Genomic DNA, 16,305 nt, shown 5'->3' on the forward strand with positions numbered 1-16,305 from the left:
ATGCGATCAGCTATATCTGAGTGCTTTAGCGCTGTTGTATCTGCAGAAAAACAACAACTGAATCTGATGTATTTATTACGTGGTTTTGTGACTGCCTGTCTGCTGTGTTCTGCGGTGCCGGCTACGGCTGCTCAGCCGGTTATCAGTACAGTTTCAGGCCCGGCAGCGGGAACTTACAACAGCAGTGACAGTCTGCAGTTTGTTGTCTCCTTTTCTGAAAATATTCAATATACTCCCGGTGCTGACGGCCCGGGTTATTTAATTTTAGAGCTTGATTCCGGTAATGCTTATGCGCAGTACCAAAGTGTAAGCGGCTCTGATGTTACATTTTCTTATACACCCACTCACCTAGATTTTGACTTTAACGGTATTGAACTCTCCGGATTTCAAAATTTTCAAGTAACAAGCACCGGCGGAGTAACTGCCGACATGAACTTCGGACAGGGAAGTGCACTGCCTTTAGTTAAAATAGCTCATAGTAATGCAGCCGATCTGCCTGCATTGGATGTTTATCTGCCTGGAGACAAACTCACCTATACATTACGCTGGGGGCGGATTGCCGCGGTTACGTTGTCCGGGGGGATTCCGCAGCTGACTGTTAGCGTGGGCGGCAGTGAATATATTTTAAATGGTGAAGCAACAAATCAGGGGGAGATTGTATTTACCTATACGGTTGCAGAGTCAGATACTGACACTGACGGGGTTAGTATTGGTGATTTAAATTTAAATAATGCGGTTATTGTCGGCACGCTAGATGAGCTGGATGATAAAAGCTACGGCAGTCATGAACTAACTGTCAGTAGCAGTACATTCAGTAATAACGGCTTAGCTAAAGTGACTAAACTAAGTGACGGCTCTTCCGCTGTTTTAGTGGGGCGAACGGCTGTACCACAGGTAACGCAGGTAGTGCTTCCTGCTGATAATGATTATCGAATTGGCGAGACTCTTTCTTTTGTCGTGCATTTTGATCAAGCCGTTCAGGCTGTAAGTACGACCTCGACTAAATTAAATATTTTGCTGGATAATGAACGGATCGTACAAGCAGGTTATGTTTCTGCTGCCGGTCCTCAGTCTAGCTGGCAGTTTGATTATGTGGTAACAAAAGAGGATGCCGCGGTTAACGGTATTCGTTTAGTAGATCTTACATCTAATGCTGATTATTTGGATGAAGGACCAGTTTATAGTTTTTCCGACTGGCGTGATTTAGTTCTGCAGAATATTGCTGACAGCAGTGCGGTGACCGTTAATGCCGCGGATACGGCAAAAATAAACAGTGTAACAGTACCGGATGCGAAAACCTATGTTGCGGGTGATACATTGAGTTTTACCGTTAACTACAATCAGAGTGTTACAGTCAGCGGTTCTCCTCTGCTCTATTTAACGATTGGCGATCAGCAGGTTTTTGCTCAATATGCTAGTGGAAGCGGTACTTCATCCTTAACTTTTAATTATGTTTTAGCCGAGAGACTTGAGGATAATAACGGCATTACAATTGATTATCTGCTGCTTAACGGAGGTGCAGTAAGTTCATCGAGTGAGGTTGGCGCTGATAATGCTTTAGCTAATATTGATAATTTAAGCGGAGTTATTGTTGAATCCGGTGCAAAGGTTCTTAGCGTGGCTATGCCTGATGCCGCAATTTATGGTTATGGTGAAACACTCACTTTCTCGGTTAATTTTGATGAAATAGTTACTGTATCCGGTCAGCCGCTATTATCGGTTTTAATTGGTGAAAATACTCGAACCGCTAATTACACTGGCGGGAGCGGTAGCAGGCAGCTTCAGTTTGAGTATCAGATTAATGCTCTGGATGTTGATATTGACGGTATTAATATTACAAGGCTGCAGACAGCTGCTGCAAAAATCCTTAATGAAAAACAGTTAAGTGGCGATCTTACTTTAAATAATATTGAAAGCGGGACCGGGATCTTCATTGATGGCGGAGCTCCCCAGGGTTACAGTGTGAATTTTGAACAGACTGTAATTGATAACAGCAATAAAACTGCACTTAGCTTCATGCTTAATAATGCCCCTGTCGGCGCTTATTATAACTATAAATTAACTATGCTTAACGGCGGCGGGAGCATGATTTCCGGTACCGGTAGCGTGACACAAAGTGAGCAGCAGGCTGCAGATATTGACCTGTCCGCCTTACCTGATGGAGATATATTATTATCACTGAGTGTAAGTTATATATCAGCGTCAGACAGTGCATCACAAGGGCAAATTGTTACTGACAGCATTCGCAAATATACCCAGATACCGGTTGTCAGCAGTGTTGAAGTGCCTGTGGCGACCTTTTATGCGGCCAATTCTATTCTTACATTTAAGATAAACTTCAGTTCGGTTGTTGATGTCAGCGGTTCTCCTCAGTTAGCAGTTAATATTGGAGGAAACGAAGTTTTTGCGGCTTACGACAAATCATTATCGACTTCTACAGAACTTGTTTACAGCTATACAATACCGGCAGGAAATACTTTAACAGACAGTGATGGTATTGAGTTAGGGGCTGTTATTCTAAATAACGGCAGTATTAACGATCCGTTAGGTAATCCCGTTGATCTTACACTCAACAATGTAGGTTTGTTAACCGGGGTGATTATTACTAGTGATATGATCTTGCCGTTAACTTCCAGCGCTTCCTCGGCATCCGGCTCTTACCAGACTGGTGATACGCTCAATATTACCTTTTCCAATCAGAATAATTTTCCTTTTTCTGTAACAGGGACACCAGAGATTGTACTAGCCCTCGATTCTGGTGATGTGACTGCACAGTATGTTGTTCCGGCTGGTTCATCATCCGTGCTTACTTTCAGCTATCAAATTCAAGCTGATGATTTTCATGATGAAAGTAACCAGCTGGCAGTGAAGTCATTATCTCTACCTGAAGGAACTGCGATTAGCGCATTTTCTGGAGCAGTAAAATTCAATGCAGATCTGAGGTCTGTTAATAATTTTACCGGAGTTGCTGTTAATAAAAGCAATGCCGCCGCAGTCAGCTCATTGGGGGCTGATGTTGTTGGAATTTATAGTCAGGGCGATACATTTTTGATTCAAGCCGCATTTAATAATGCTGTACGTGTTACAGGTACTCCGCAGCTGGTTTTAGATATTGGCGGGCAAACTGCTTATGCACAATACACTGCTGGTGATAACAGCAGTGAGCTCACTTTTCAGTATAGCGTACAGGTGAATGATAACGACGAAAACGGTATTGAGCTTAAATCATTCGATTTAAACAGCGGAACGATTAATGATCTGCAAGGCAATGCGGCAGCTTTATCTTTTGATAGTGTGCAGCTGCGCAATATTAAAATTGATAACAGCGCACCATTTGGTTTCTCTTTTAAAAAGATAAGCAGTTCAATTACCGCACTGACCGAGCATGATTTTGGATTTACCTTTGCATCAGCTGAAATAGGCGCCGCATATTCTATTTCTGTTATGCAGAACAGCACTACTACATCCGTTCGAAGCGGCACTATTACAGATAGTGAACAAGTGATCAGGGGATTAGATCTCTCTGCTTTTGCAGATGAAGAGCTGGTTTTGTCTGTTACACTGACTGATACAATTGGTAATGTTAGTACAACACTAAACCATTCTATGATTAAGGATGTGTCTGCGCCGCAGCTGCTCTCTTTACTTCGATATAACCCCCTCGGTGCAGCAACAGAGGCTGATTCATTGAGCTGGCGCTTAACATTTAATGAAGCGATGCAGTTACCTGATGCAGATAGCTTTTATTTATCCGGCAGTACGGCGCTGTTAACAGTGAATGCTGTTGCCGGCGAGGCTGCTGAATTTGATATCACTGCAAGTGGTGGGGACTTAGCTCATAAAATTGGAGATGTCAGCTTAAATTTCGTCACCCCGACAAATATACAGGATACGGCAGGTAATATATTAACCAGCATTACAGCATCAGGTGAACAGCAGCCGAGCTATACCTTAGATAATCCCGTCTGGATAACTATCACTACACCAGAAAATATAGAGGTTGATGCCGCCGGGTTATTAACTAAAGTTGATATTGGCCAGGCTTCAGCAGCTGATCAGTTAGGTAATATTTATACTCCTAAACGGCTTGATAATTCAGAGTATTTCAAGCCAGGTGCAAATTATGTCAGTTGGCAGGTAACACTGCCGAATGAACAGAAGTTTACTGCTCAGCAGCTGGTTAAAGTAAACCCGCTTGTTAGTATCGGGCAGGATGCGCAAATATTAGCGGGTGCAGGTTACACTGCTAAGGTCTATTTAAATGGTCAAGCCGGTGTATATCCGATGAATATTCCCTATCAAATGTTTGAGCAGACAGGTGAAATGATTGAGTCTGGCTATGTGGTATTATCCAGCGGCAGAGAGGCTGCTATCCAGATTGAGGATTCTTTTACTGAAGACTACGAGCAGGTAATTATTAAATTAGATGATGCTTTGAATTTAGGGGAAAAATCGACATTTACCTTAACTAGACTGTCTGATAATGCACAACCAGAGCTTAATTTAACTATTGCACAAGCGGGGGAGTCCCGTTATCAGGTTATCAATAATACACAGCAGGTAAGCATTGTCGGCGAAGCATTAAATATGAGTGTTCACGACAGTTATTCTATTGACTGGTCAACACCACATAATGAACTTCTGAACATCAGCTCAGATCCGTCTGTTTTCCAGTTTACTCCCGACGGCCTTACTCCAGGTATTTATAAGGTTACTGCCGCGTTAACTAAGGACACTGTCAGCCGCACTCAAAACCTGTTCTTTGAAGTGACTGCACAGCAGGCTGTTTTAAGCGCAGAAGATTCTGACGGCGACAGTTTAGCGGATAATGCAGAAGGCCATATCGATTCTGACAGTGACGGACTTGCAGATTATTTAGATAATAATAATTATTTGAACAATGTTATGCCGCATAGGCTTGCTGATGGTGCCCGCTATCTGCTTGAAGCGGATAGCGGTACGCGCATCACCTTGGGGCGCTACTCTCTGCAGGATATCAATAATGGCGCTTTACTCAGTGAGGATCTGCTGCAGAAAGGTTTGATTACTGCAGATAGCGGCGGCGATAATATTGGCGGGTTATTTGATTTTGAAATTCATGATTTAGAAAAATCAGGGCAGTCGGTCAGTATTGTTATTCCTCTTCGCGCCTCTATTCCTGAACATATGCAGCTGCGCCGCTACGGCCGGGAAAATAACTGGCTTAATTTCACTGCTGATACAGATAACAAATTATATTCTGCGCCGGGTGAAAACGGCTACTGTCCAGAGCAGGGAGACAGTACATACAGTGAAGGGTTAACTGCTGGAAACTGGTGTATTCGTATCATTGTTGAAGATGGTGGTATTAATGACGGTGACGGTTTAATAAACGGCATGGTAACGCTGCTTGGCGGGGTTGCTGTATATCAGCCTAAGATCAGCTCTGTTTCTGCAGTCTCAAGCGACGGCATTTATAAACTTGGCGATATAATTGAACTGAATGTGACTTTTGATAAAGCTGTAGCAGTTACCGGCACCCCGAAATTAGAGCTTGAAACAGGAGGGACAAACCGTTCCGCTGAATACCAGTCGGGCAGCGGTAGTGACAGGTTATTATTCAGCTATACAGTGCAGTCTGGAGACAGTACTGCTGATTTAGGGTACTTGTCAAAAACAGCCCTGATACTGAATGCAGGCAGTATTAACAGTGTTAGCAGCGGCTACCCGGCAGTATTAACGTTAGCGGTTCCGGACAGTGTTAATTCCTTGTCGGCAAACAGTGCGCTGGTTGTTGACGGTCTGGTACCGCTTGTAACAGATGCAGGCATCTCTATCACAGGAGGTAACGGTACACAGGGTTATAAGGCCGGCGATACTCTTACTGCCGCCTGGGATAATTCATTGTCAGGGGATAACAATGCAGATATTCAAAATGTAGAATTTGATTTTACAGCATTTGGCGGCGGCAAAGTAAACGCAGTGCTGAATAATGGTATATGGACTGCGGCTCTGCTGATTGATGAGGGCTCATTAGATACAGCAGATATTAATGTCACAGTTACTATTACTGATAATGCAGGAAATAGTGTTCAGCTTACAGACAGCAGTAATGCCAGTATTGATAATCAGGCTCCGGTTATTGATACTAATAACCTGACGGTTACCGGAGCGACGGGTAGTAACGGTACTTTTAAAATTGGCGATATCATCACGGTCAGTTTTGATAATACTAATCCAGATGTTAATAACTCAGATATCAGCTCTGTTTCTGTAGATTTTACTCCTTTCGGCGGCTCAGCCGCGGCTGCTGCTAATACGGAGAATATCTGGACGGCACGCTTTACTGTGACAGAATTCCCTCTCGATAAAAGTAACAGCAGTATTTTAGTGACGGCTGCTGACGAGCTGGGCAACAGTGCATCAGGCGCTGTCGATAATATTGCCGTTGACAGTCAGAAACCGGAAATATTGAGTGCAGATATTAGTGTTCAGGGGGCAACGGGAAGCAATGGTACCTTTAAAAGCGGTGATATACTGGAGCTGATCTGGGATGTAAGCAATTCAGAAAATAAAGATATTGCTTTAGTCACAGCCGATCTTAGCGCATTAGGCGGCGGTAAAACCGCTGAGCTGAAGAGAGAAGACAATAACTGGTCTGCATCTTATACGCTGACGGAATCTAACCTTGATAAGCTGGATGCTGAAATTTCACTAACAGCTTCTGATGATGCCGGCAACAGCAGTACAATTACAGCTGTCAGTAGTATTGCGCTGGATAATCAGTCACCGGCAGTTTCTGATACTCACCTTAGTTTAAATAGCGGTACTGGTAATAAAGGTATATTCAAGCTGGGTGATATTGTCACTGTGACCTGGAATAACAGCGCTACGGGAGAAAATTCAACGGCGAATAATGACTTAACTTCAGTTATCGCAGATTTTAGTGCATTAGGCGGCAGTGCAGTACAAGCCGTAGAAAATGACGGGATGTGGATCGCTGCTTATAAGGTTAGTGCTGATTCAATAAATGCATCCGATCTTCTTGTTAAGCTTATTGTTAAAGATGATGCAGACAACCTCACTTCGCTTAATGCTGAACCGCTTATCAGCATAGACAGTAAAGTGCCAGTTGTGAGTAATGAGCATATTACCATCAGCGGCGGGAACGACACATCCAGCTTTAAAGCCGGAGATACCCTGGTGGTTACATGGAACAGCCTGGCGGCAGGTGAAATTAATAATGATATCAGCCAGGTTGAATTTGATTTCTCAGCATTTTCCGGCGGCAGAGTCAGCGCAGTAGAAAACAATGGTTTATGGACAGCCAGCTTTGTTATTACAGCTGGTGGGCTTGATGCTGCAGACCTTAATGTGGTTGTTAATGTGAGTGACAGCTCGGGTAACAGTAAGCAGTTAACCGGCAGCAGTATTAGTGTTGATAATCAGGCACCAGTTATTGATACTAATAACCTGACGGTTACCGGAGCAAAGGGAAGTAACGGTACCTTTAAAATTGGCGATATCATCACGGTCAGTTTTGATAATACTAATCCAGATGTTAATAACTTAGATATCAGTTCTGTTTCTGTTGACTTTACTCCTTTCGGCGGCTCAGCCACTGCTGCGGGTAATGCGGAGAATATCTGGACTGCACGCTTTACGGTGACAGAATTCCCTCTCGATAAAAGTAACAGCAGTATTTTAGTGACGGCTGCTGACGATCTGGGCAACAGTGCATCAGGCGCTGCCGGTAATATTGCCGTTGACAGCCAGAAACCGGATATTTTAATTGCGGATATTCGTGTTCAGGGGGCAACGGGAAGCCACGGTACCTTTAAAAGCGCTGATATACTGGAGCTGATCTGGGATGTAAGCGATTCAGAAAATGAAGATATTGCTTTAGTCACAGCCGATTTTAGCGCATTAGGCGGCGGTAAAACTGTGCCGCTGAAAATAGAGGGTAATAACTGGTCTGTATCTTATACGCTGGCGGAATCTAACCTTGATAAGCTGGATGCTGAAATTTCATTAACAGCGGCTGATGATGCCGGCAACAGCCGTACAATTACAGCTGTCAGCGGTATTGCGCTGGATAACCAGTCACCGGCAGTTTCTGATACTCACCTTAGTTTAAATGACGGTACTGGTAATAAAGGTATATTCAAGCTGGGGGATATTGTCACTGTAACCTGGAATAACAGCTCTACTGGGGAAAATTCTGCGGCTAATCATGACTTAACTTCAGTTATCGTCGATTTTAGTGCGTTAGGCGGCAGTACAGTACAAGCCGTAGAAAATGACGGGATGTGGAGTGCTGCTTATGAGGTTAGTGCTGATTCAATAAATGCATCCGAGCTTCTTGTTAAGCTTATTGTTAAAGATGATGCTGATAATCTTACTTTGCTTAATGTTGACCCGCTTATCAGCATAGACAGTAAAGTGCCAGTTGTGAGTAATGAACATATTACCATCAGCGGCGGGGACAACACATCCAGTTTTAAAGCCGGAGATACCCTAGTTGTAACATGGAACAGCCTGGCGGCAGGTGAAATTAATAATGATATCAGTGAGGTTGAATTTGATTTCTCAGCATTTTCCGGCGGCAGAGTTAGTGCAGTAGAAAACAATGGTTTATGGACAGCCAGTTTTGTTATTACAGCAGGTGATATTGATGCTGCTGATCTTAATATTGTTGTTAACGTGAGTGACAGCTCGGGTAACAATAAGCAGTTAACCGGCAGCAGTAATATCAGTGTCGATAATCAGGCACCGCTTGTTACAGCAGGTAATATTAAGATCAGCAACTCAAACGGGGGAACTGATTTTAGAGTCGGAGACTTAGTTACAGCTGTCTGGGATAATTCTGCACAGGGTGATAATAATCCCGATATACAGTCAGTTATGTTTGATTTTAGCGCTTTTGCTATAGACGGTATTAGTGCGGTGGTAAGTAACAATATCTGGACTGCGCAGTATAAAGTAGCTGCGGGTGAGCTGAATGCTGAAAAACAGAAAATCTCTGTATCGGTAGTTGATAGTGCCGGTAATGTCAGTGATCTCCAGGACGATCAGCACTTCAGCATTAACTCTTTAACACCAGTTATTACTTTAGAGCCCGAAGTCTGGTTTAATGCGGCTGGGTTATATACAACTATTCAGCGCCCGGATGCGCTTGTTAATGATGAAAATGATGAAAATGATGGACAAGTTGATCTGATTATTACCGATAAGTATGGAGCTGTGCCGAAACTTGCCCCTGGAACTTATCTGTTTACCTACAGTGCACAAAACTCCTTTGGAAATAAAACTTCAAAATCACAAACAGTGCATATAAGGCCGTTAATTAATTTTGCAAAAGATCAAATTGTGATGGAAGGTTCTAAGGTATCTGCTCGTGTGATTTTAAATGGAACATCACCTGTCTATCCGTTGGAGGTGGCATATCGTTTAGCTGAAAGTACTGTTGTTAATGATGATCATGACTTTGTTGACGGTTATCTTGTATTTGAACAGGGAGAACGTGAAGCCGCTATTAAGATTAATATTGCAGAAGATAATGAATCTGAACATGACGAATATCTGAACATAAGTTTAGTTTCTTCTCCAGATCTGAATCTGGGGGGCAATACGCATCATCAAATTACTATTCGCGAAGGAAATATTGCTCCGGAAGTTTCAATTAGCGCGGCACAAAATGACGATGGACGAACCTGGTTTGCTCAAAATGAAGGGCTGATTGTAATAAAAGCAGATGTTATAGATGCTAATGCCGGTGATCAGCATTCATTTAGCTGGGATATGGCAAATGAGTTAACTGAATTTACATCAGACGGTGCTGATTTAGTCATTGATCCCAGCTTAGTACCTGCTGGAGTTTATTCACTGAAAGTAACAGTTAAAGATAATGGTGAACCGGCGATGAGCGGTTCTGATATCTTTAATTTTGTAATTAAAGATCAGCTTCCTGTACTTTCTGTTGAGCTGGATAGTGATAAAGACGGACTAAATGACCTTCTAGAAGGTTCAGAAGACAGCGATTCAGATGGAATACCGGATTATTTAGATAATGTCTTATTATCTTCTAATGTACTGACACATCAACTTGCAGACGGCAATAAATACCTGCTTGAATCAGAAGCGGGTACAAAACTGACATTAGGTCTTTTATCTTTACAGGGCACGCATGGCGGCGCTCTTTTAACAGATGAATTACTTGCTGATGAAAAGTTATTAGAAGCAGACAGTTTGATAAATGTCGGCGGATATTTTGATTTTGAAATTCATGATTTACCAACATTTGGACAAGCTGTTGATATGGTTCTCCCGCTTAGGACTGCTATTCCTGAAAATGCAGTGTACCGTAAACATACGCCAGAAACCGGCTGGACGGATTTCATTATTGATGAGAAAAATGTGCTTTATTCGGCACCAGGTGAAGAGGGGTATTGTCCATATCCCGGCAGTGAGCAGTATAAAATCGGATTAAATGCGGGTGACTGGTGTTTACGTCTAACAATTGAAGACGGCGGCGCAAATGATGCCGATCAGATAGCGAATGGAACTGTTGTTGATCCGGGAGGCGTATCAGTATTGAAAGCCGTAGAGCCGGATGATAATAATGAAATAGCGGATGATAAGGAAGAGGCTAATAACAACGAAACAAGTATTAACAACAGCTCTGGCGGCAGTACCGGTATATTTGCATTATTTACACTGCTTTCTGCTGCATTCTGCCGCTATTCTAAGAAAACAGGAGTACTTCTGTTTTTCTTATTAAGCTTCAATGCATTGGCTTCAGAATGGTTTATTGATGTTGATCTTGGTATAAGCAAGGCTCATGAAGGAGATAACTTAAGCTCTGTCCCTGATGATAATATTATTAACCGGGATAATAAGGATTTCAGCTGGTCACTCGGTTTGGGGTATAAGCTGACAGATAACTGGGTATTGGCCGCTCGTTATATCGATCTTGGTCAGGGCAGTGCTGAATTGAAAGGCAGTACTGCTGATTATCACCAGTCGGTAATTAATGTGACGCCGATTTTAGTTAAAGGGGTTGGCCTGGAGGCCAGCTATCGCTTTTACAGCTATCAGGCCTTCAGCAGCTCTGTGACCCTTGGCGGTTTATCCTGGCGCAGTGAAATAGAGAGCCGTTTTAATGGAGAAATGATTGAGCATAGTCAAAAGGGTAATGACTTTTATGCAGGGGCAGCCGCCGCTTACGATCTCAGCGAAAGCTGGCAGGCTGCTGTTGTTTATAAACGTTATTTTCTTGATGTGAACGATGTAGATAATGTCGGGGTGAAATTGATTTACAGTTTTTAATATAAGGGTAATTCAGAGACAGCAGCAGGGGCGCAAGCCGCCTGCTGCTGTAATTATCTTACTGCTGCTTAATATCCAGTTTATCTAAAAGCGAAGGATATCCCCAGCCGTTACTGCCTGACTGTACTGGCTCTCCCGTTAAGTATTGATACAGAGTCGGTGCTAAAGATCCGTTTTCTGCATAGGGAAGGCGCTTGTTTCTATTATTAACTAACTCTCCCCAGAATCCGATAAAGGCATCCTTTTCAAGATAACTCTCACCGGCGTGACGGCCGGGTACTTTGGTATTAAAACCAATACCTTGTTTAGGAAACAGATTAATGGTGCCGGCACGGGGCTCTTCATAAAGTGCAATTAGCTGATTAAGCGCATCGGGTCTTGCTGTATAGCTCATTAATTCCCGCCACTGACTAGCTGAACACCAGCTCGATGGTGAGCTTAAGCATTTAGAAATCAACCGGCTTTTAACCATTTTCTGTCTGGATAATGTTTTTAAGTAAGGGTTACCTGCATATATATTTAATAAAACCACCGGACTGCCGTTTACGGAATAGTGTCTGATTTTTCCGCCCTGGCGTTCAATAATTTCATCACGGCGCAGGCCGTCTCGAGTACCTATCAAGCGCACTGAGCAGAAATCTAAGCTGCACGGTTTTTCACGTAACACCATATAATCCAAAGATGCGGCCAGTCCGGCTGATAAGCGTTCGATTATATCAACAGGTGCATTCTCTTTAGGTGCATTAATCGGGCGCCAGTTAGTTAATTCCTGATAAACCGGCTGGGTTGACCAGCTCTTTTGAGCATTAAAGAAGTCCATCATAAAGTTGCCGCCGGCCGTTGAGGCAATAACAATATCAGTGTCTTTAATACTCGGGGCATCAAGGTTATTGGTGATTTTCGGGCCTTCACCTTCATCGGATGAGATCTTTTTAATTTTCAGTGTATAACCAAGTTCCTGCTGCAGCAGCTGCAGCACTTCTGCCTGCGGATCTGTTACATAATAAACCGGTGCTAATCCATGGTCGCCGGCCATTCCCCACAGGGTGTTTTTATAAACTCCGGCTTTTTTATACAAAGACTCAGTTTCATTAAGCCAGTAATCCAGCCGGTTTAATTCCCCCGTCGGTGAGATAACCTCGTTACTGAAGGGGCCTTTGAAATGTGAGAAATGATCTAACCAGGGGTTATAGACCAGCAGATAATCGGGCATACCGCTGAAAGCCTGCTGCGAATAGCTGTGCAGCAGACGGCTTATTTTCTTTTGTTTAGCGTGAGTGCTGAATAACCGCCAGCCTGGAATAGCAGTATATTCGTTGATTAATTTAATCAATAAGCTTCGCGAGGCGCTTAATTCAATCTCTGTATCTGCTCTTTCTGATAGTTCGCGCTGGCAGCGTTTCTCACCGAAATCCCGCTGTGATTCACCGGCACCTAAATTCAATAAAGCATCGTAACTGACATGGGCATTCCAGTCATACTGTGCATTGCAGTTAAGTGTTGAAAGGTGATTTAAGCGGTCAAACATAGTTAACAAACCATTGTCAGCGGTCAGCTTGTCCAGTTGAAGCGCATCATTGCCGAAAAAGTAATATGCGCGGTCCTGACTGCGGTCCACAAAATGAAAGTTGGGGATACCAGTGCCTTGTTTTCCGGATACTTTTGCGCCGGTTTTTATAATCGGTAAGTTTCTGACACTGATGGTCGGAGTGGATGAAATCCCCTGCTGAGCAATACTGCTTTGATGGTTTTGATATAAGCGCTTGAAAAAGGGTAAATAAAAGTCATTTTGATAGTGCTGCGAGGTTAATCCGGTCAGGAACGAAAGGGCCTGGGTGCTTTGGATGGTGCTGCTGGCTGTGCTGCCCGGATTAAAGTTGAGTCTGTTCTGGTGCTGCTGATAGGCTTGACTGATAAAGGGCAGGTTCTGGTTAACCAGCCCTTCGACCAGGCCCTGCTGCAGGCCGTCGACGGTTATCTGTACCGCGAGGCGTCTGTTCTGCTGCGCCTTCAGAAACTTAACAACATCTTGCGGATTATCGGTCAACAGCTTGTGCATCCAGTCATTTAAGGCATCTGCGCGTCTGCTTTTAAAAATGTACTGGCGGTAGCCTTTAAGTACATTCAGTCTGACAAAGTCGATTAAGGTAACGGTCAGTGCCTGTGCTTTGTTGTTGGGTTTATCAACACCATTGTCCAGTAAAATCTGCTCTAGAGAGAGTTTTACATCTCCCTCTTCCATGCCTTCGACTGCCTTGCCTAATACATCCATTAAGATTGGCTGAATTTTATTAACTATTTTTAAGTCTTCTTCACTGTTGGTTAAATAGTCATAATTATCCGGTAAATACTTTTCTTTACGCCATTTATCTATGTCAATCAGGGCATCATAAACCACCACCATAGAGGCAATTAGTTCACGGTTGAACTGCAGACCCTGTCCGTGATCATCCTGCTCGGTTTTAACGGCTTTCTTATTATCAAAGCTGTAAAGAGAATGCTCAAAGCCCCTTAGCTGCGCCTCTGAATAGCTGCCTGCCAGGTGCTTTTTAAAGATATCCCCCTGCTCAACACCCGTATAACGATCCCGGAACATCTTTAAGAAATACCCCAGAGGAATGGAATACATAGGGTTTGCCAGCTGCACAACCACTCTTTTCTTGATTTCACTATCCAGCGGTAGAGTGAGAATGTAGGCTTCTAGGGACACACCTGCCACGGTAAAAATGGAAATATCACGGGTAACGGTAGATGTCATTTCTACTGAATCCATAATGTTTTTTTTCAGTACATCGGAATAATCAATAACTGCGCTGATCACCGGGGCTTGATTTATGTCGGCTTGTGCATTGGAGAGTGTTAAAACAAAAGCCAAAATTGAGCCTGATAATTTATAATTCATTTATTTAAATCCATTATGTAAATGATTTTTATACTTTATCATGATTGATTATTTTGACGAATGAATGATTGGGAAGTTTGTCGGGATAGTTACAAAAAAGCAAAATGCCCTTATTAAAATAGCAAAGGCATTCTTGCAGAGTGATTAAGAGCAGCTGCTTTTACCTGCCCGTTTTAACAGAAGCATATCAAAGAATACTTTTGCCATTAATACTGCTAAGACGACAGCAGAGCTGTAAACTAGTGCTTCGGGCAGCAGAGCATTTTGTTCTCCAATCTGAGGCATAACCACGAAACCAAACTCAGCCGCTAAGTAGTTCACTACAACTCCCGAGAGCAGCGCAACACCGAGAACTCCGCCAAGGTATCCCCATAATGCTCGTTTACCGAGTTCTTTAGCCACCACTCCTAAGGTTGCAATATTGGTTGCCGGACCTGCCAGCATAAATACCAGTACGGCGCCCGGTGAAACCCCTGCGAGTAACAGTCCGGCGGCAATCGGTGTTGAAGCGGTGGCACAGATATACATAGGTATAGAGACAATAACCATTACCAGCATGGCTAATATTCCGTCACCCCATTTAGCCAGAAAATCTGCCGGTACATAGGTCTGCACGACAGCGGCAAAGAATAAACCGATCAATAACCATACGGTTGTATCGCGTACGAGATCTGTCGCTGCAAAGTGTAAGCCTTTTAAAATGCGGGTGCGGATCGGCGCGCCCTGTAGTTCCTGAGCAATATCTTTAGTTGAATCACAGCACTCGACATTCGCAGTGCCGCTGTGTTTATGTTTATGCTGTTTAATTGAACCGCCCGAACATGTTGAGTTGCTTTCTTTTTCACAGCTGCAGCTGCTTTGTACCGGCTGGCTGCTGTTATGAGTATGGCAGCGGTCGGCCGCTTGAGTTTTTATTTCCTGAAACTGCTCATCCCGCCCGACCAGTAAGCCAGCTGTTACTGCACTGATAACGGCTGCTATTGGTCTGACTACTGCCATAAAAGGGCCCAATAAAACATAGGAAATAGTCACTGAATCTACGCCGGTTTCCGGGGTTGAAACTAAAAATGAGGTGGTTGCCGCTTTAGATGCCCCAGAGCGTCTCAGTCCGACAGCCGCCGGAATAACGCCGCACGAACATAAAGGCAGCGGCGCTCCCAGTAAAGCTGCTTTTAATGTGCTTTTAAAACCATGTCCGCCGAGTTGTTTATGCATCCATGACATGGGTACAAACATCTTCAGCATGCCGGCTAACAGTAAGCCCAGTAATAGCCACGGGGCAGACTCTAAAAACAGATCGATAAAATTTGCGAACAACATAGTTAAGGCCTGTTTTGACAGTTTTTGCCGTAATGAGACTGATCGTGATCATGTGTCTGATTTTCGCATTTAACGGCCGATGAATTTGATTCTAATGCTTCTAAAATAGAGCAGTGCTCTGCGCTTTCCGGGCCGCCGCAGCAGGCATCCGATAAACGTTGTAATGAAGCTTTAAAATAATTGAGCTCTGCTATCTTAGCTTCAACATCTGCTAATTTAATATCAACGACCCCTTTAACATCTGCACAGGCCCAGTTTGATTTATCCAGCTCAATAGACAGAAGCTCTGCAATATCTGTTAAAGAAAAACCAATTGCTTTGGCTCTTAATATAAAACGCAGGCGCTCAGCATCAGCTTCCGTATAAATTCGGTAGCCGGATTCACTGCGGGATGAAGGTATCAGCAGGCCGTGTTTATCATAAAACCTTAAGGTATCGGTTTTTACTTCATAACGCTGAGCGAGTTCCCCAATGCGGTACATATTCTTATCCTTTATTCGCAGAAGTATATTGTGTTTATCTTATAAGTATAACCTTAGAGTTGAATCTAAGGTCAAGGGTAATAGGTAAGATGATTAAATTTTCTTAAACAGGGCTTTTCAAGGCCTAGCGTAAATGAAGGTTTTAGAGACCTGCTGCGAAAGTTATTGTTTTAATTTAAAAATTCATCTGGTACCTGAGCTTATTTTTCGACAGTCAATACAATCTCTAATTTTGTGCATCGTTCTATATAATTGATAGCTAAAAAATTGACCCATAAATAGCCCTCAGACAGA

The 16,305-nt window shown here is 43.3% G+C and carries 4 protein-coding genes; 1 reads left to right on the plus strand and 3 read right to left on the minus strand.

Going from position 1 to position 16,305, the window contains the following annotated elements; genetic code table 11:
* Nucleotides 1–11,307 (plus strand): choice-of-anchor U domain-containing protein, encoded by an 11,307-nt coding sequence (locus tag G337_RS26235; RefSeq protein WP_037027459.1) that lies wholly within the window; start codon nt 1–3, stop codon nt 11,305–11,307.
* Between the two features lie 58 nt (nt 11,308–11,365).
* Here the strand turns inward: G337_RS26235 and G337_RS0113015 are convergent, their stop codons facing one another.
* The 3 genes from G337_RS0113015 to zntR all read right to left on the minus strand — a co-directional run bounded on the left by G337_RS0113015 (nt 11,366) and on the right by zntR (nt 16,011).
* On the minus strand, nt 11,366–14,209 hold the full coding sequence (locus tag G337_RS0113015; RefSeq protein WP_028864278.1) for an alkaline phosphatase family protein: 2,844 nt from the start codon (nt 14,207–14,209) through the stop codon (nt 11,366–11,368).
* A 144-nt stretch (nt 14,210–14,353) separates the two neighbouring features.
* Nucleotides 14,354–15,529, minus strand: coding sequence for an SO_0444 family Cu/Zn efflux transporter (locus tag G337_RS0113020; RefSeq protein WP_028864279.1), 1,176 nt, complete (start codon nt 15,527–15,529; stop codon nt 14,354–14,356).
* Nucleotides 15,530–15,531: 2 nt separating this feature from the next.
* The gene (gene zntR, locus G337_RS0113025) at nt 15,532–16,011 is read right to left on the minus strand and encodes a Zn(2+)-responsive transcriptional regulator (protein WP_028864280.1); all 480 of its coding nucleotides are present in this window, start codon (nt 16,009–16,011) and stop codon (nt 15,532–15,534) included.
* Nucleotides 16,012–16,305: the final 294 nt, after the last annotated feature.

This window comes from Psychromonas aquimarina ATCC BAA-1526 (assembly GCF_000428725.1).
Classification (GTDB): domain Bacteria; phylum Pseudomonadota; class Gammaproteobacteria; order Enterobacterales; family Psychromonadaceae; genus Psychromonas; species Psychromonas aquimarina.

Excerpts from the sequence above, each read along its gene's own strand:
- G337_RS26235 (WP_037027459.1), top strand. The coding sequence starts at position 1 with ATGCGATCAGCTATATCTGAGTGCTTTAGCGCTGTTGTATCTGCAGAA.
- G337_RS0113015 (WP_028864278.1), bottom strand. The coding sequence starts at position 14,209 with ATGAATTATAAATTATCAGGCTCAATTTTGGCTTTTGTTTTAACACTC.
- G337_RS0113020 (WP_028864279.1), bottom strand. The coding sequence starts at position 15,529 with ATGTTGTTCGCAAATTTTATCGATCTGTTTTTAGAGTCTGCCCCGTGG.
- zntR (WP_028864280.1), bottom strand. The coding sequence starts at position 16,011 with ATGTACCGCATTGGGGAACTCGCTCAGCGTTATGAAGTAAAAACCGAT.